At 71.8% G+C, this 16,527-nt stretch carries 15 protein-coding genes; 9 read left to right on the forward strand and 6 right to left on the reverse strand.

All coding sequences use genetic code 11. The annotated features are described in order from the left end of the window. The first annotated feature begins 95 nt into the window (after positions 1-95). The 3 genes from B9B60_RS02885 (at position 96) to B9B60_RS02895 (ending at position 3,639) form a co-directional block, all read left to right on the forward strand. Entirely contained in the window at positions 96-887 is a 792-nt protein-coding gene (locus tag B9B60_RS02885; protein WP_084449778.1) for an HAD family hydrolase, read from the forward strand. A gap of 30 nt (positions 888-917) precedes the next feature. Continuing rightward, entirely contained in the window at positions 918-1,727 is an 810-nt protein-coding gene (locus B9B60_RS02890; protein ID WP_234993710.1) for a DUF1206 domain-containing protein, read from the forward strand. Positions 1,728-1,944: 217 nt separating this feature from the next. Further along, the gene (locus B9B60_RS02895; protein ID WP_084449779.1) at positions 1,945-3,639 is read left to right on the forward strand and encodes an ABC-F family ATP-binding cassette domain-containing protein; all 1,695 of its coding nucleotides are present in this window, start codon (positions 1,945-1,947) and stop codon (positions 3,637-3,639) included. Between the two features lie 27 nt (positions 3,640-3,666). On the opposite strand, the gene B9B60_RS02900 is transcribed toward B9B60_RS02895, so the two are convergent. After that, positions 3,667-4,332 (reverse strand): phosphatase PAP2 family protein, encoded by a 666-nt coding sequence (locus B9B60_RS02900; RefSeq protein ID WP_159451138.1) that lies wholly within the window; start codon positions 4,330-4,332, stop codon positions 3,667-3,669. A 30-nt stretch (positions 4,333-4,362) separates the two neighbouring features. On the opposite strand from B9B60_RS02900, the gene B9B60_RS02905 reads away from it, so the two are divergent. The 6 genes from B9B60_RS02905 to B9B60_RS02930 all read left to right on the forward strand — a co-directional run bounded on the left by B9B60_RS02905 (position 4,363) and on the right by B9B60_RS02930 (position 10,097). Beyond that, positions 4,363-5,172 carry a TrmH family RNA methyltransferase gene (locus tag B9B60_RS02905; protein WP_084449781.1) on the forward strand — a complete coding sequence of 270 codons (810 nt, stop codon included), beginning with the start codon at positions 4,363-4,365 and terminating at the stop codon, positions 5,170-5,172. Positions 5,173-5,219: 47 nt separating this feature from the next. Next, complete coding sequence (locus B9B60_RS02910) at positions 5,220-5,861, forward strand: VOC family protein (RefSeq protein WP_084449782.1); 642 nt, start codon at positions 5,220-5,222, stop codon at positions 5,859-5,861. 10 nt (positions 5,862-5,871) lie between these two features. Beyond that, positions 5,872-7,182 (forward strand): sensor histidine kinase, encoded by a 1,311-nt coding sequence (locus B9B60_RS02915; protein ID WP_084449783.1) that lies wholly within the window; start codon positions 5,872-5,874, stop codon positions 7,180-7,182. Further along, positions 7,179-7,874, forward strand: coding sequence for a response regulator (locus B9B60_RS02920; protein WP_084449784.1), 696 nt, complete (start codon positions 7,179-7,181; stop codon positions 7,872-7,874). Before B9B60_RS02915 ends, B9B60_RS02920 begins: the two co-directional genes overlap by 4 nt. Positions 7,875-7,956: 82 nt before the next feature. Beyond that, the gene (locus B9B60_RS02925) at positions 7,957-8,874 is read left to right on the forward strand and encodes an ABC transporter ATP-binding protein (RefSeq protein WP_072625695.1); all 918 of its coding nucleotides are present in this window, start codon (positions 7,957-7,959) and stop codon (positions 8,872-8,874) included. Next, positions 8,871-10,097 (forward strand): ABC transporter permease, encoded by a 1,227-nt coding sequence (locus tag B9B60_RS02930; protein ID WP_084449785.1) that lies wholly within the window; start codon positions 8,871-8,873, stop codon positions 10,095-10,097. The genes B9B60_RS02925 and B9B60_RS02930 overlap by 4 nt, the downstream gene beginning before the upstream one ends. Before the next feature lie 310 nt (positions 10,098-10,407). On the opposite strand, the gene B9B60_RS02935 is transcribed toward B9B60_RS02930, so the two are convergent. The 5 genes from B9B60_RS02935 to exaC all read right to left on the reverse strand — a co-directional run bounded on the left by B9B60_RS02935 (position 10,408) and on the right by exaC (position 16,397). Continuing rightward, complete coding sequence (locus tag B9B60_RS02935) at positions 10,408-12,615, reverse strand: heavy metal translocating P-type ATPase (protein WP_084449786.1); 2,208 nt, start codon at positions 12,613-12,615, stop codon at positions 10,408-10,410. A gap of 60 nt (positions 12,616-12,675) precedes the next feature. Beyond that, positions 12,676-12,957, reverse strand: a complete 282-nt coding sequence (locus tag B9B60_RS02940; protein WP_072625692.1) for a metal-sensitive transcriptional regulator — start codon at positions 12,955-12,957, stop codon at positions 12,676-12,678. A gap of 67 nt (positions 12,958-13,024) precedes the next feature. Beyond that, positions 13,025-14,275, reverse strand: a complete 1,251-nt coding sequence (gene ilvA, locus B9B60_RS02945) for a threonine ammonia-lyase IlvA (protein WP_084449902.1) — start codon at positions 14,273-14,275, stop codon at positions 13,025-13,027. 194 nt (positions 14,276-14,469) lie between these two features. Next, positions 14,470-14,844, reverse strand: coding sequence for a DUF779 domain-containing protein (locus tag B9B60_RS02950; protein ID WP_084449787.1), 375 nt, complete (start codon positions 14,842-14,844; stop codon positions 14,470-14,472). A 29-nt stretch (positions 14,845-14,873) separates the two neighbouring features. After that, complete coding sequence (gene exaC / locus B9B60_RS02955) at positions 14,874-16,397, reverse strand: acetaldehyde dehydrogenase ExaC (protein ID WP_084449788.1); 1,524 nt, start codon at positions 16,395-16,397, stop codon at positions 14,874-14,876. Between the last annotated feature and the right edge of the window lie 130 nt (positions 16,398-16,527).

The following is a 16,527-nucleotide window of genomic DNA, read 5'->3' on the forward strand; positions in this document are numbered from 1 at the left end:
CCACGCAACCACGCGACGACGAGGGACTTCGGCAGCGCGCCGGGTCTGCTCGGCGGCCGCCACGTGTCGCAGAGTCGGCAGGTAGCGTTCCACCCATGGAGCCGCACCTCGTCGCCCTCGATGTCGACGGCACGATCGTCACCCACGCCGGAGAGCTCGGGGAGCGCACCCGAGAGGCGATCCGGGCCGTCGCCGACGCCGGCCACGAGATCGTCATCTCGACGGGCCGATCGGTCGTCGCGACGCTGCCGATCCTGCGCCTGCTCGACCTGCAGCACGGGTTCGCCGTGTGCTCCAACGGCGCCGTGACGATCCGCCTCGACCCGACCGCCCCCGACGGCTACACCATCGACGAGACGGTGACCTTCGACCCGCGGCAGGCGCTGACCCTCGTCATGGAGCACGCGCCGCACATCCTCGTCGCGGTCGAGGAGGTCGGCGTCGGCTTCAAGGTGGCCCGGCCCTACCCCGAGGGCGTGCTGCAGGGCGAGCAGGTCGTCGTCCCCTTCGAGGAGCTCGTCTCCCGCCCGACGACCCGCGTGACCTTCCACGACCCCGAGGGGCAGAGCGAGGACTTCCTCGAGCTCGTCGAGCGGATCGGCCTGCACGGCGTGAGCTATGCCGTCGGCTACACCGCGTGGCTCGACCTGGCGCCCGAGGGCGTGTCCAAGGGGTCGGCCCTCGAGCTCGTCCGCCGCAAGCTCGGGATCGAGCCCTCGCACACCTTCGCCGCCGGCGACCAGCGCAACGACCTCGAGATGCTGCGCTGGGCGGCCCGGGGCGTCGCCATGGGCGACGCCCCGCCGGAGGTGGTCGCCGCCGCCGACGAGACCACCGGGCCCGTCGACGACGACGGTCTCGCAGACGCCCTTCGCCCGCTCTGCTGACCGGGGGCACATCGGGGGCATCATGTCCTCGTGACCCGCACCCCTGACATCGACGACGCGCGCGACGCAGTGCGCACGGTGGGCGACCACCCGGCGCTCGAAGCCCTCGCTCGCGTCGGCTTCGCCGCCTCCGGCCTGCTGCACATCGTCCTCGGCTACACCGCCGGCCGCGTGGGCTGGGGCGGAGGCGGGCAGGCCGACCAGTCCGGCGCCCTCGCGACGCTCGCGAGCAACCCCGCCGGCACGGTGCTCATGTGGGTCATCACCGTGACCCTCGCCGGCCTCGTGCTGTGGCAGCTGACCGTGGCGGTCGCGCCGACCGGCGGCGACTCCGGTGCCACCGACCGGGTCAAGGCGCTCGCCAAGGCCGTGGTCTACGCCGCGCTCGCCTGGACCGCGGGGCGCTTCGCCGTCGGGTCGGGGTCGTCCTCGTCCTCCGAGCAGTCCTCCCAGGACGTCACCGCGACCCTCATGCAGGCGCCGGCCGGCCAGGTCCTCGTCGGTGCTGTCGGCGTCGCGATCATCGCCGTCGGTGGTTACCACGTCTACAAGGGCGTCACCCGCACGTTCCTCGACGACCTCGAGGAGCACCCCGGGCGCCTCGCGACGGTGGCCGGCATGGTCGGCTACCCGGCGAAGGGGGCCGTCCTCGCCCTCGTCGGCGTCTTCTTCGTCATCGCCGCGATCCGGCACCAGTCCTCGCAGGCCGACGGCCTCGACGGTGCCCTGAAGTCCCTGCGCGACGAGCCCTTCGGCCCCGCGCTGCTCACCGTCGTCGCGGCCGGTCTCGTGGCCTTCGGCCTCTACTGCTTCTCCCGGGCACGCCACCAGCGGATCTGACCTCCCCTTCGGCGTAAACCCTTTGCCATGACGAAGGGGGAGTCCCTACCCTTGTCGGGTCCGACCGGTCGGTGACAGCGCCCGGTCCCCCCGACCAGAGGTGATGACCCGCCCGATGCGGCACCAGATCTCCCGCGACTGACCAGCGCGACCGACCGCGGCCCACGCACCGCGAGTCCCGTCGGCGTGCGCTCGCCGCCACGGCAGGAGATCACCCATGTCAGCACCCACCCCGGGGGCCGACGCCCTCGTCACCCTCACCCACCTCACCCTCGACTGGCCCGACGGCACCCGTGCCCTCGACGACGTCAGCGGGTCCTTCGGCCACGGCCGCACCGGGCTCGTCGGACGCAACGGCTCGGGCAAGACGACCCTGCTGCGCCTCATGGCCGGCGAGCTCACGACGACCTCCGGCGCCGTGCACGTCGCGGGCACGGTCGCCACGCTGCCGCAGCAGCTCGGCCTCGACACCACCCGCACCGTGGCCGAGGCGCTTGGCATCGCGCCCGTCCTGAGCGCGATCAGCGCCATCGAGGCGGGCTCGCTCGATGGGGCGAACTTCGATGCGGCAGAAGGCCGCTGGGGCATCGAGGCCGAGGCTCTCAGTGCCCTCGCGATGCTCGGTCTACCCGCGGAGCCGGAGCTGTTCGACCGGCAGCTCGGCGCCCTCTCCGGGGGTGAGGTCGTCACCGTCGGGCTCGCCGCACTCCAGCTGCAGCGGGCCGACGTCGCGCTGCTCGACGAGCCGACCAACAACCTCGACCGGGCCTCCCGGGAGCGGCTCGTCGCCGCCGTCGACGCGTGGCCGACGCAGCGCTCGCTCGTCGTCGTCAGCCACGACACCGAGTTGCTCGAGCACGTCGACCGGATCGTCGAGGTGCACGGGCGGGAGCTGCGCAGCTTCGACGGGCCGTGGTCGGTCTACCGCGCGGCGATCGACGCCGAGCAGCAGGCCGCCGCCGACGCCGTGCAGGCCGCGGAGCAGGACCTGCGCCGGCAGAAGCGCGACCGCATCGAGGCCGAGCTCAAGCTCGCCGGCCGGCAGCGGATTGCCGACCGCGACTCCGCGAGCAAGCGCGCGCCCAGGATCATCATGAAGACCTGGGGCATGCAGGCGGAAAAGTCCGCCGCCAAGCACCGCGACATCCACGACGACCGGCTCCAGCGGGCCAAGTCCTCGCTCGCCGACGCCGAGGCGCGGGTCCGCGAGGACCGTTCGGTGCGCATCGAGCTACCCGCGACCCGCGTGCCGGCAGGGCGCACGGTGCTGACCCTGCGGCCGGTCGGTCCCGACAAGGTGACCGCGGCCCCCCCTTCGAGGCTCCTCCGTCACACCTCTGGACGACGCCTTCGCGATGTCGTCGTGCGCGGGCCGGAGCGGATCGCGCTCACCGGGCCCAATGGCGCCGGCAAGACCACGCTCCTGCGCGAGGTCCTCGGGCTGCCGACGCGCGTGGAGCCGGTGGCGCGACTCGTCGGGCGCATCGACGAGATCGGCCACCTGCCGCAGCGGATCGAGCTCGACGGCGACCTGACGATCCTCGAGACGGTCCGGGCGGCGGCCCCGACGGTGCCGCCGCAGCAGGTGCGGGCGTCGTTGGCGCGATTCCTCTTCCGGGGCGCGCTCGCGGAGCGGCGGGTCGCGGGCCTGTCCGGCGGCGAACGCTTCCGCGTGGCGCTGGCCAGGGTGCTGCTCGCGGACCCGGCGCCGCAGCTCGTGGTGCTCGACGAGCCGACCAACAGCCTCGACGTCGACAGCGTCGACCAGCTCGTCGACGCGCTCTCGGCCTACGAGGGGGCCCTGCTCGTCGTCAGCCACGACGAGGACTTCCTCGGCCGACTGGGCCTCACCCGCCGCTGGGAGATCCGCGACGGTCGGCTGGGCGAGACCCCGGTGCCCGCATTGCCGTAGGGCAATGCGGGCAGGACGCGCATTGCCCTACGGCAATGCAGCGTCGCGGCGAAGCGGGAGGCACGCCAGGGCGAGGGTCGCGGCGGCGGCGCCGAGGGTCAGTCCCATGACGACGTCGCTCACGTAGTGCACCCCGAGGAGGAGTCGGTCGGCGGCCGTCAGGGCGACGGCCGCGAGCGCGAGCAGCGTGGTGCCCCAGCGGACCCAGGCGCGCTCGGCCAGCCGCGCGAGGGAGACGAGCAGGACCGCGCCCAGGGCGATGTTGGTCGCGTGCCCGCTCGGGTAGGACCAGCTGCCGACCTCGGCGAGCGCGACGCTGGGGCGGGGGCGGTCGACGATCTCCTTGCACACCGCACCGAGCGCCCACCCGAGCACGCCCACCGCGACGGTGACGACCGCGGCGCGGAGGGCGAGGCGTCGCCGGGCGACGAGCACCCCGGCCCAGATCGCGACGAGCGGGTGCACGACCCACGGTCCGCTGAGCGCGGCCCACACGTGCGCCGCCGTGCCGAGCCGGTCGTGGTCGGCGAGGACCGCGGTGGCCCGGGAGGCGCTCCCTTCGTCGAGCTCGCGCAGCGTCGCGGAGGGGAGGATCGCCCACTCACCCAGCGCCGCGACGAGGAGCATGACGGCGGTCATGGCCGACACCGCAGCGACGACGCGAAGGGGGGAGACGCGGCGGTCGGTCGGCATCCACCGATTGTGCGGCATGCTTGACCCGCCATGTCCGATCTCGTCATCACCTCACCGGCCAACCAACGCCTCAAGGACCTCGTCACCCTGCGTCGTCGCCGGGCCCGTGAGGCCACCGGGACCACCCTCGTCGAGGGTCTCGAGGAGACCACCCTCGCGCTCGACGCCGGGGTCCGGCCGCTCGCCCTCTTCCACTGCCCCGAGCTCATGCTCGACCCGCAGGTCGGTGCCGCGCTCGTCGAGCGCGCCCGCAACCTGGGGGCCGAGATCGTCGAGCTGGGGCGCACCGCCTTCGACAAGGTGGCCTACCGCGAGGGGCCCGACGGGATCCTCGCCAAGGTGCCCGCTCCCGGCCGCCGCCTCGAGGACGTCGAGCTGCCCGACGGCGCGCTCGTCCTGCTGTGCGAGGGCGTGGAGAAGCCGGGCAACCTCGGCGCCATGCTCCGCACCGCTGACGCCGCCGGCGTCGCGCTCGTCCTCTCGGCGGACCCGGTGACCGACTGGGGCAACCCCAACGTCATCCGCTCGAGCAAGGGGACGGTCTTCTCGGTGCCTGTCGCGGCCGCGAGCACCGACGAGGCGTGGGCCTGGCTCGCCGAGCACGGGGTCGAGGTCGTCGCGACCACCCCTGACACCGACGTCGAGCACACCGACGCCGATCTCACCGGCGCGGTCGCCGTCGCCGTCGGCTCCGAGAAGTACGGACTGACCGATGCCGCCCTCGCCCGGGCCCAGCACCGCGTGCGGATCCCCATGGTGGGACAGGCGAACTCGCTCAACGTCGCCACCTCGGCCGCGATCGTCGTCTACGAGGCCGTGCGTCAGCGCCGGACGTCCTGAACCACCCCGATTACGGGGGTGGCCCCGCCCTGTGCCACGATGCCTGCATGCGCGTTGACCACGTCTCCTATGCTGCAGACCAGTCCGGTGTCAAGGCCACGGCCGAGCGCCTCGGCGAGGCCCTGGGCGTCACGCCCGTCGACGGCGGGATCCACCCGCGTTTCGGCACGCGCAACATGATCCTCCCGCTCGCCCACGAGCGCTACGTCGAGATCGTCGAGGTCCTCGACCACCCGAGCTCCGACAAGGCCCCCTTCGGTCAGGTCGTGCGCGCCCGCTCCGAGGCCGGCGGCGGCTGGATGGGCTGGGTCATCCGGGTCGACGAGGAGATCGAGGCCGTCGAGGAGCGCCTCGACCGCAAGGCGGTCGCGGGCAACCGGCGCCTCTCCGACGGCCGCGAGTTCCTGTGGAAGCAGATCGGCATCAAGGGCACACTCGCCGACCCGCAGCTGCCCTTCTTCGTCAAGTGGGGCGAGGGCTCGCCGCACCCCTCCGAGGAGGCCTCGACCGAGGTGACGATCTCCTCGCTGATGATCGCCGGCGACCAGGCCCGGGTCACCGACTGGCTCGGAGGGCTCCCGCCCGAGGAGACCTCCTCGGTCATCACCTTCGACTTCGTCGCGCCGCACGGCACCCCCGGCCTGATGTCGGTCACCTTCAACACCCCCGGTGGTCCGGTCACCCTCTGACCGCCCTCCCATGGCCCGGCTCGATCGCCTCGGCGAGTTCTTCGCCCTCGACGACGACTGGGTCCGCCCCGGCGGCACCGTCAGTCGCGGTGACGTCCTCTTCACCCTCGCGGTCGTCGCCGCCTCGCTCTTCGTCCTGGAGCTGATGCGCGCGCTCGGCGGGCTCGTCGAGATCGACGCCCCCCGCTGGCAGCAGTGGCTCTACACCGCCGTCCCCGCGCTCTTCCTGCTCACCCGGCGCCGCCTCCCCCTCACCACGGTCATCGGCGCCTCGATCGCCTACTGGGCCATCTCGACGCTCGAGCCGCTCATGGCCAGCCTGCTGTCGACCCAGATCGCCTACTTCCTCGTCATCCTCGGCGGGGTCGCCTGGGCGCGCAGCCGCCGGGCGATGGCGGCGGTCTACGCGGTGGTCCTCTTCCTGATGTTCCTCTGGCTGGTGTGGGGCATCGCCGTCGGCCAGGTTCTCAGCGACATGGTGGCGGCGAGCGACCCCGACGCGTGGGTGCCGGCCACCATCGCCGCCCCGCTCATGCTCGGGGTCATCAACGTCCTCTACTTCGGCGGGGCCGTCCTCGGCGGGCAGGTCGCCTGGCGCTCCGCACGCCAGCGCGCGCGCCTCGAGCAGCAGACGGTCACGATCCGCGAGCAGACCGAACGCCTGCGCGAGAGCGCCGTCATCGATGAGCGCCTGCGCATCGCCCGTGAGCTGCACGACGTCGTCGCGCACCACGTCTCCGGGATCGGGGTGCAGGCGGCCGCGGCCCGTCGCGTCATGGACCGTGACCCCGAGGCGGCGAAGGGGGCGTTGGCCCGGATCGAGGGTGGCAGCCGCGACGCCGTCACCCAGATGCGTGGGCTCCTCGGCACCCTGCGGATGCGCGAGTCGCCTACCGGCGCAGTCGATCACGCGCCCGAGCCGACCCTCGGGGACATCGCCGAGATGGCGCGGGCCCGCAGCGGGTCGGGTCTGACCGTGGTCCACGAGCTCGTCGAGGCTCGTGAGGGTGACGTCGAGGCCGTGCCGGCCTCGGTGGGGCACTCGCTCTACCGCACCGCCCAGGAGGCGCTGACCAATGTCACGAAGCACTCGACCGCCCGCACCGCCCGCGTGACCGTGCGCGTCGACGCCGAGCACGCCGAGGTCGAGGTCACCGACGACGGGCGGCCGCGCCCCGGGACCTCCGGCACCGGCATGGGCCAGCTCGGCATCCGCGAGCGGGTCCAGTCGCACCACGGGAGCGTCGAGATCGGGCCGCGCCCGCTGGGCGGATATCGCGTCCGGGCGCGGATCCCCCTGCGCTCCGGGGGTGCGCGATGAGCGAGGTGCTGCGCGTGCTGCTCGTCGACGACCAGCCGATCATCCGGTCCGGCTTCGCGATGGTGCTCTCGGTCGAGGACGACCTTGAGGTCGTCGGTGAGGCGGCCGACGGGCGCGAGGCCATCGAGCTCGCCCGGGCGCAGCGCCCCGATGTCATCGTCATGGACGTGCAGATGCCCGTCATGGACGGCATCGCCGCGACCCGCGAGATCGTCGCCGAGGATCTCGGTCGGGTCATCATCCTGACGACCTTCGACGCCGACAGCTATCTCTTCGACGCGCTGCGGGCCGGGGCCAGCGGGTTCCTGCTCAAGAACGCCGAGGCCGAGCAGCTCGTCGAGGCACTGCGTGCCGTCGGCCACGGTCACGCGCTGCTCGCGCCCGAGGTGACCAAGCGGGTCATCGAGCAGATGTCACCGCCGGGAGCCGGCGGGGGAGCGGGTGCGACAGGCACCGGGGCACCCACCGGTGGTGCCCACGCCGAGCTGCTGGCGCACCTGACCGACCGGGAGCTCGACGTGCTGCGGCTCATCGGGGCCGGGCGCTCCAACTCCGAGATCGCCGCCGACCTCGTCATCGGCGCGGCGACGGTCAAGACGCACGTGTCGAGCATCTTCGCCAAGCTCCAGGTGCGAGACCGGGTGGGCGCGGTGATCATCGCCCACGAGTCGGGCGTCGTCGGCGGGGGCTGAGGCTCCTCCCCCCGCAGGGGGAGGGCCAAGACCACCCCGGAGACGGATCCCGTGGACTCCCTTCGTCCCTAGCGTTGGGGCCATGGACAGGACATCGCAGACGATCACCGTGGAGGGGCTGACGCGACGGTTCGGTGACTTCACCGCCGTCGACCACGTCGACTTCACGGTGCCGCAGGGACAGATGACCGGCTTCGTCGGAGGCAACGGCGCCGGCAAGACGACGACGATGCGCATGATCATGGGCGTCCTCACGATCTCCGAGGGGCGGGTCCTCTGGGGCGACCGGCCGATCACCGCCGCCGACCAGCGCACCATCGGCTACATGCCGGAGGAGCGCGGGCTCTACCCCAAGCAGAAGGTCGCCGATCAGCTGATCTACCTCGGTCAGCTGCGCGGCCTGAGCGCCCGGCGCTCCCGGGAGTCGGTCATGACCCTCCTCGAGCGCCTCGGCCTGGGGGAGCGCACCGACGACACGGTCGAGTCGCTCTCGCTCGGCAACCAGCAGCGGGTGCAGATCGCGGCCGCGCTGATGATCGAGCCGGCCGCGCTGATCCTCGACGAGCCCTTCTCCGGCCTCGACCCCGACGCCGTGGACTCGATGGCCGACCTGCTGCGCGAGCACACGGCACGCGGTGTGCCGGTGCTCTTCTCCAGCCACCAGCTCGACCTCGTCGACCGGCTGTGCGACCAGCTCGTCATCCTCGCCAAGGGGACGGTGCGGGCGACCGGCACCCCGACGCAGCTGCGGGGCGGCGCCCCGCGCCGGCACAAGCTCGTTGCGGTCCGTGACGCCGGCTGGGTCCGTGACCTGTCGGGGGTCACGACCCTCGACGTCGACGGCCCCACGGCCGTCCTCGACCTCACCGGCGACTCCGAGGCCGAGCGCCAGCGGGTGCTCGGCGAGGTCCTCGCCGAGGGGCTGCGCCGTGGTGGCGTCACCGAGCTGACGCCGATCGTGCCGCCGCTGTCCGAGGTCTACCGGGAGGTGACGGCATGAGCACCGCGACGACCTCCCCTTCGCCCACCTCGACCGGATCGGGCGCCGAGTCCACCTCCACCCGCAGCGCCTGGGCCCTCGTCGCCCAGCGTGAGCTGTCGGTGCGGCTGCGGGACAAGACCTTCATCGGGTCGACCCTGCTGTCGCTCGTCATCCTCGTGGCCGTCTTCGGCTTCCAGGCGTGGAATGCCAACAAGGAGGTCACCTACGACCTCGCCGTCACCACCCAGTCGCAGCAGATGGGGGAGTCGATCGTCGCGGCCGCGCCGGACATCGACGACAAGGTGACGATCGAGCTCGTCGAGGTCGACGACGCCCGGGCCGCCGAGGCCGCCGTCATGGACGAGTCCGCCGACGCCTGGCTGCACCCCACCGACGACGGCTGGGAGCTCGTCGGCCGCTCGGAGGTCAGCTCGGGGCTGCGGGACATCGCCACCGAGACGGTGAGCAGCACGGTGCTCGCGGCCAACGCGCAGCAGGCAGGCACCGATGTCGCAACCCTCCAGCAGGGGACCGCCGTCACGACCGACATCCTCGACGGGGACGCGGAGCAGCAGGGCATCGCCAAGGCGGTGGGCTTCGGCATGGCGATCCTCTTCTACATGTCGGCCGTGATCTTCGGGATGTACCTCGCGATGAGCGTCACCGAGGAGAAGCAGTCGCGCATCGTCGAGATCATCGCGACGTCGATCCCGCTACGACACCTGCTCTTCGGCAAGCTCATCGCGGCCGTCGTGCTCGCGGTGGCCCAGCTGCTGCTCTACGCGGCCGTGGCGGTCATCGGGGTGAGCTTCACCGACTGGGGTGACATGCTGCCGAGCTTCACGAGTGGGCTGGCGTGGTTCGTCGTCTTCTTCATCGCGGGCTTCACGTTGATCGCGGCGCTCTACGCGGTGGCTGGCGCGCTCGCCTCGCGACAGGAGGACATCCAGTCCACGTCGATGCCCGTGACGATGCTGCTGATGTTCATGTTCTTCGGCGCGATGTTCGCCACCGGCCGCCTCGCCGAGGTCCTCGCCTGGATCCCGCCCTTCTCCGCGGTGCTGCAGCCGATGCGCCTGGTGTCGGGCGAGTCGCAGTGGTGGCACGCCCTGATCAGCCTGGGGATCCTCGCGGCGGTCACCGTCGGCGTCATCCTCGTCGCCGAGCGGATCTACCGCCGGGCGCTGATGCAGACGGGCGGCAAGCTCACCTACAAGGAGGCGTGGAACGCCGAGCTGTGAGCACTCGCCGCCGGCGCCGTACCGCGGCGTCGGCGGCCACGGACTCGATCGGCCGGGCACCTGTCAGGGGTGGTGCCCGGCCGGTCGTCTGCCCTGGCTGGCTGGGGGGAACGGCGAACGGAAAGGGGGAAGGGGGAAGAGCCGGCTGGGTGGCTACGCCGTTGCTCCGTGCTGTGGGTCAGGCTGGATGCGGTCCGGGGGAGGAGACGGAGTTGGGTTGGCATAGTGCTCCGGTCAAGCTGTCAGGTGCCCGTCGTGTGGCGACCCGTACTGTGGAGCAATGGCGTAGGGCTCGGATCGGCCCCGCGGCTCAGTCCGTGATCGCCCGCCGCAGGCGAAGGGAGTTGAGCACGACGAGGATCGAGCTCAGCGCCATCGCGGCGCCGGCGATCATCGGGTTGAGCAGTCCGGCCATCGCCAGCGGGATCGCCAGGATGTTGTAGCCGAAGGCCCACCCGAGGTTTTGCTTGATCACCTGCAGGGTCTCGCGAGACAGCGTGATCGCGCGCGGGACCGACTCGAGGTCGGCGTGCACGAGGACGATGTCGGCCGACTCCATGGCGACGTCGGTGCCGGTGCCCATGGCCATGCCGAGGTCGGCCTTGACGATCGCGGCGGCATCGTTGACCCCGTCACCGACCATCGCGACGACCCGGCCCTGCTCCTGCAGCTCGGCGATGACGTCGTGCTTGTCCTGGGGACGCACGTCGGCGACGACGTGCTCGGGGTCGATGCCGACCTGGGCGGCGATCGTCGTGGCGTTGTGCTCGTTGTCGCCGCTGAGCAGCCAGACCTGCAGCCCCTCGGCGCGCAGCGCGCGGATCGCATCGCCGGAGGTCTCGCGGATCTCGTCGGCCACCGTCAGCGCGCCCCGGGCGACGCCGTCCCAACCGACGAAGACCGTCGTGCCCGGGCGCTCGAGTGTCGCCAGCTCGGCCGGCACCTCGTCGAAGAGGTCGGCTCGCCCGACCGTGACCCGCGTGTCCTTGATGGTCGCGACCGCTCCGGCGCCCGGGAGGGCCTCGAAGTCGCGGATCGCCGGGACCTTGATCCCCTTGTCCTGCGCGCGGCGCACGATGGCGCGCGCGATCGGGTGCTCGCTGCCCGACTCGACGGCCGCCGCAGCGGTGAGCACGGCCGCCGGGTGGAGGCCGGGCGAGGCCGCGAGGTCGGTGACCTGGGCGACGCCGGTGGTGATGGTGCCGGTCTTGTCGAGGACGAGGGTGTCGACGCGACGGGTGTCCTCGAGGACCTGTGCCCCCTTGATGAGCACGCCCCGCTGGGCGCCGCGGCTGGTGCCGACGAGCAGCGCCATGGGCGTCGCGAGGCCGAGCGCGCACGGGCAGGCGATGATCAGGACGGTGACGGCGACCCCGAGCGCGGTCGTCGCCGACCCCGAGCCGATCCACCAGCCGACGAAGGTCAGCAGCGCCAGACCCAGGACGGCCGGGACGAAGTAGGAGGAGACCCGGTCGGCGAGCCGCTGGACGTCGGCCTTGCCGATCTGCGCCTGCTCGACGAGCCGGACGATCTGGGCATAGGTCGTGTCGGCGCCGACGGCGGTCGCCTCCACCACGAGCCGTCCCGAGGTGTTGACCGTGCCGGCGTCGAGGCGGTCACCGGAGCGCACGTCGACCGGCACCGACTCGCCCGTGACGAGGGAGGTGTCGATGGCGCTCGAGCCGTCGACGACGCGACCGTCGGTGGCGACCTTTTCGCCGGGGCGCACGATGAAGTGGTCGCCGACCTGGAGCTCCTCGAGGGGCAGGACGACCTCGGTCGTCGCCCGGCTGCGGGAGTCGATCCGCTGGACGGCCACTCCCTTCGACCCGAGGTCCATGAGCTCGGTGAGGGCGGAGCGGCCCTCGTCCTTGGTCCGGGCCTCGAGCCAGCGCCCGATCAGGAGGAAGGCGGTGATGACCGCGGCCGTCTCGAAGTAGTAGTGCCCGTCGACCCCGGCCCCGGCGAGCAGGGTCACCGTCGACCACAGGTAGGCGGCGCTCACGCCGAGGCTGACGAGGGTGTCCATCGTCGACTGCAGGTGGCGGGCGGCTGAGTAGGCGGCCTTGTGGAAGGGCCACGCGGCCCAGCCGACGACCGGCGTCGTCAGCAGCCACTGGAGCCAGGGACTGGCCGCGGACTCCCACGGACCCATCGCCAGGACGAGGACGACGAAGGCGAGACCACCGGCGACGGCCGCGCGCCGCTGGAGGTCGGCACGCGCGATCGGCGTGTGCGTCGGCGGGGTGAGGCGCGACTCGCCTTCGATGACCGTGGCGCCGTAGCCGCTGGCCTCGACGGTCTTGATGAGCTCGTCCACCGGGAGGTCGGCCGGGTGGGAGACGGTCGCCCGCTCGGAGGCGAGGTTGACCGTGGCCTCGACGCCGTCGATCTTGCCGAGGTTGCGCTCGATCCGGGCGCTGCAGGACGCGCACGTCATGCCGGTGATCGCCAGGTCGACGCTGCGCGAGGTCGCCTCCGGCTCGGCGACGGGATCGGGGGCGGTGGTGGTGCTCATGGGGGTCATTGTCTCGGCTCGGGCGCGGCGGGTCAGGGAGGCGAAGGGGCGCGTCGCCGCTCAGGAGCGGACGAGGCGGGCGATGGCGGCGCTGGCCTCGGCCACCTTCTCGGCTGCGGCCTCGTCGGACTCCTTCGCGGCGTCGACGACGCAGTGCCCGACGTGGTCCTCGAGCAGGCCCAGGCTCACGGCCTGCAGCGCCTTGGTCGCCGCCGACACCTGGGTGAGGATGTCGATGCAGTAGGTGTCCTCCTCGACCATCCGCGAGATGCCGCGGATCTGCCCCTCGACGCGGCGCAGCCGCTTGAGGTAGTCGTCCTTGCTGCCGCTGTAGCCGGCCATGTGATCCTCCTGGGGGTCGTGCACTGGCCAACAGGATACCCCCCGGGGGGTATTCCGCCGAAGGCCCTCAGCCGATGAAGCGGAAGAGCGGGCTGCCCGGGTCGACCCGCTCGATCGTGAGCGGCGAGGTCTCCATGCGGGCGAGCAGCGGCAGCAGGTCGCGGGGGTGGCCGAGCTCGAGGCCGACGAGCGCTGGCCCGGTCTCGCGGTTGCTCCGCTTGACGTACTCGAAGTAGGCGATGTCGTCGTCCGGCCCGAGCACCTCGTCGAGGAAGCGCCGCAGCGCGCCCGGCTCCTGCGGGAAGTCGACGAGGAAGTAGTGCTTGCGGCCCTCGTGGATGAGCGCCCGCTCGACGATCTCGGCGTAGCGCGAGACGTCGTTGTTGCCGCCCGAGACGACGGCGACGACGGTCGACCCGGGCGTGATGTCGAGGTCGGCGAGGACCGTGGTCGCCATGGCACCGGCGGGCTCGGCGATGATCCCGTCGGTCTGGTACATCGCGAGCATCTCGACGCAGATGGCGCCCTCGGCGACCGACGTCAGCTCGGTGCCGGTGGCGGCGACGGCCGCGTGGGTCAGGTCACCGGCGCGGCGCACCGCGGCCCCGTCGACGAAGGGGGAGACCGTCTCGAGGTCGACCGGAGCCCCGGCGGCCAGGGCGGCGGCCATCGAGGCGGCGTCCTCGGGCTCGACCCCGACGAGCCGGGTGCTCGAGGAGTGGGCCGCCATCCACGTCGCCATCCCGCCGAGCAGCCCGCCCCCGCCGACGGGCACGGTGACGAGGTCGGGGGTGCGGCCGAGCTGGCGTGCGATCTCGACGGCGACCGTGCCCTGACCGGCCATGGTGTCGAGGGCGTCGAAGGCCGGCACGACGACAGCACCGGACTCCGCAGCGTCTGCCGCGGCTGCGCGTGCTGCGTCGTCGTAGACCTCACCGGTGACGATGACGTCGACCATGCCGCCGCCGAGGGCTGCGACGCGGTCGCGCTTCTGCCGAGGAGTGTTGCGCGGCAGGTAGATCCGGGCCTTGACGCCGAGGCGCTGGCCGGCGAAGGCGACCCCCTGGGCGTGGTTGCCCGCGGAGGCGGCGACGACTCCCTTCGCGCGCTGCTCCTCGCTGAGGTGGGCGATGAGGGTGAAGGCGCCTCGCAACTTGTAGGACCGCACCGGCTGCAGGTCCTCGCGCTTGAGCCAGACGTCGGCGCCGGTCGCGGCCGACAGGCGCTCGCTGCGGTGCAGCGGGGTCGGCGGCAGGACACCGGCGAGCACGGCTGCCGCCTCGTCGACGGCGGCAGCGGTGAGGAGGGGAGCGGTCACCTGCCCACCGTAGTCGCGCCCGGTCGCCCCGGCCCGGCCCGTCTCACCCGCCCCGTCCACACCGGTGGTCGAGGTGTGAGGAGCTCTGTGACGAGCCTCGAGACCTGGTGCGCGGTCTCGAGGGCCTCGCTGGCGCTCGGCCACCTCGACCCACGGTGGCTGAGGTGCGAGCGCCGGCGAGCCGCGAAGCCCGCTCAGAGGAGGTCGAACTCCCGCAGCTCGTCCTCGGTCATCAGGCGCGACCGGATGAGGAAGCGCACGCCCTCTGGCGCCTCGACCGAGAAGCCGGAACCGCGCCCCGGGACGACGTCGACCGTGAGGTGGGTGTGCTTCCAGTACTCGTACTGCGACACGCTCATCCAGAACTCGATCGGCGTGAAGCCCTCGCCGGTGAGCGTGCCGAGGTTGATGTCGGCCTCGCTGGTGATGAAGTCCCCCGCCGGGTAGCACATCGGCGACGACCCGTCGCAGCAGCCGCCGCTCTGGTGGAACATCAGCGGGCCGTGGCGCTGCTCGAGCTTCGCGAGCAGTGCTGCTGCCTCGTCGGTGAGGTCGACGCGTGCACCCATGGCGGGGGACTCCCTTCGCTCCGGCTCGATCAGAAGAAGCCGAGCTTGTTCTGGTCGTAGCTGACGAGCAGGTTCTTGGTCTGCTGGTAGTGCTCGAGCATCATCTTGTGGTTCTCGCGGCCGATGCCGGACTGCTTGTAGCCACCGAAGGCGGCGTGGGCCGGGTACTGGTGGTAGCAGTTGGTCCACACGCGCCCGGCCTGGATCCCGCGCCCCATGGCGAAGGTGGTGTGGGCGCTGCGCGACCAGACACCGGCGCCGAGGCCGTAGAGGGTGTCGTTCGCGATGTGCAGTGCCTCGTCCTCGTCGGCGAAGGAGGTCAGCGAGACGACCGGGCCGAAGATCTCCTCCTGGAAGATCCGCATCGAGTTCTTGCCCTCGAAGACCGTCGGCGCGATGTAGTAGCCGCCGGACAGGTCACCGCCGAGGTCGACGGACTCGCCACCGGTGAGCACCTTGGCGCCCTCTTCGCGGCCGATCGCCAGGTAGCTCTTGATCTTCTCGAACTGGTCGTTGCTCGCCTGGGCGCCCATCGTCGTCTCGGTGTCGAGCGGGTTGCCCTGCGTGATCGCCTCGACGCGCTTGACGGCGTCGCCGACGAACTGCTCGTACATGCCCTGCTGCACGAGCGCGCGGGAGGGGCAGGTGCAGATCTCGCCCTGGTTGAGGGCGAACATCGTGAAGCCCTCGAGCGCCTTGTCGTAGAAGGCGTCCTGCTCGGCCGCGACGTCGTCGAAGAAGACGTTGGGCGACTTGCCGCCGAGCTCGAGGGTGACGGGGATGATGTTCTGGCTGGCGTACTGCATGATCAGCCGGCCGGTGGTCGTCTCGCCGGTGAAGGCGATCTTGGCGATGCGGGGACTGGAGGCGAGCGGCTTGCCGGCCTCGACGCCGAAGCCGTTGACGACGTTGAGCACGCCCGGGGGCAGCAGGTCTGCGATGAGCTCGACGACCTTGAGGATCGACCACGGGGTCTGCTCGGCCGGCTTGAGGACGATGCAGTTGCCGGCGGCCAGCGCCGGGGCGATCTTCCACACGCCCATGAGGATCGGGAAGTTCCACGGGATGATCTGGCCGACGACGCCGAGAGGCTCGTGGAAGTGGTACGCCATCGTGTTGTGGTCGATCTCCGAGATGCTGCCTTCCTGGGCACGGATCGCGCCGGCGAAGTAGCGGAAGTGGTCGACCGCGAGCGGGATGTCGGCGGCGAGCGTCTCGCGCACGGCCTTGCCGTTGTCCCAGGTCTCGATGACCGCGATGTCCTCGAGGTTGGCCTCGATGGTGTCGGCGATCTTGAGCAGGATGTTGGAGCGGTCGGTGGTCGAGGTGCGGCCCCACGCGTCCTTGGCGGCGTGCGCGGCGTCCAGCGCCTTGTCGATGTCCTCGGCGGTGCTACGGGCGACCCGGGTGAAGACCTGACCGGTCACCGGGGTGATGTTGTCGAAGTACTCGCCGTTCACCGGGGCGACCCACTCGCCACCGATGAAGTTGTCGTACTGCTCCTTGACCTCGATGGTCGAGTCCGAGCTGCCGGGCGGGCTGTAGACGGCCATGTCTGCCTCCTGGGGTCAATCGACGACGCACCGTTGCGAAGTCGTCCTGAGCCGACCGTAGGACGGGGGAGGTTGGTCGAAGGTTGGTCGCGTGCGCACCCACCTACCCGATCGGGTAGGGCTGCTCCGT

The sequence above is a fragment of the Janibacter indicus genome (assembly GCF_900176385.1).
GTDB classification, from domain to species: Bacteria; Actinomycetota; Actinomycetes; order Actinomycetales; family Dermatophilaceae; genus Janibacter; species Janibacter indicus.

What these genes read in the sequence shown, in the direction of transcription:
- B9B60_RS02885 (WP_084449778.1), top strand. Translation starts at nt 96, where the DNA reads ATGGAGCCGCACCTCGTCGCCCTCGATGTCGACGGCACGATCGTCACC.
- B9B60_RS02895 (WP_084449779.1), top strand. Translation starts at nt 1,945, where the DNA reads ATGTCAGCACCCACCCCGGGGGCCGACGCCCTCGTCACCCTCACCCAC.
- B9B60_RS02900 (WP_159451138.1), bottom strand. Translation starts at nt 4,332, where the DNA reads ATGCCGACCGACCGCCGCGTCTCCCCCCTTCGCGTCGTCGCTGCGGTG.
- B9B60_RS02905 (WP_084449781.1), top strand. Translation starts at nt 4,363, where the DNA reads ATGTCCGATCTCGTCATCACCTCACCGGCCAACCAACGCCTCAAGGAC.
- B9B60_RS02910 (WP_084449782.1), top strand. Translation starts at nt 5,220, where the DNA reads ATGCGCGTTGACCACGTCTCCTATGCTGCAGACCAGTCCGGTGTCAAG.
- B9B60_RS02915 (WP_084449783.1), top strand. Translation starts at nt 5,872, where the DNA reads ATGGCCCGGCTCGATCGCCTCGGCGAGTTCTTCGCCCTCGACGACGAC.
- B9B60_RS02920 (WP_084449784.1), top strand. Translation starts at nt 7,179, where the DNA reads ATGAGCGAGGTGCTGCGCGTGCTGCTCGTCGACGACCAGCCGATCATC.
- B9B60_RS02925 (WP_072625695.1), top strand. Translation starts at nt 7,957, where the DNA reads ATGGACAGGACATCGCAGACGATCACCGTGGAGGGGCTGACGCGACGG.
- B9B60_RS02930 (WP_084449785.1), top strand. Translation starts at nt 8,871, where the DNA reads ATGAGCACCGCGACGACCTCCCCTTCGCCCACCTCGACCGGATCGGGC.
- B9B60_RS02935 (WP_084449786.1), bottom strand. Translation starts at nt 12,615, where the DNA reads ATGAGCACCACCACCGCCCCCGATCCCGTCGCCGAGCCGGAGGCGACC.
- B9B60_RS02940 (WP_072625692.1), bottom strand. Translation starts at nt 12,957, where the DNA reads ATGGCCGGCTACAGCGGCAGCAAGGACGACTACCTCAAGCGGCTGCGC.
- B9B60_RS02950 (WP_084449787.1), bottom strand. Translation starts at nt 14,844, where the DNA reads ATGGGTGCACGCGTCGACCTCACCGACGAGGCAGCAGCACTGCTCGCG.
- exaC (WP_084449788.1), bottom strand. Translation starts at nt 16,397, where the DNA reads ATGGCCGTCTACAGCCCGCCCGGCAGCTCGGACTCGACCATCGAGGTC.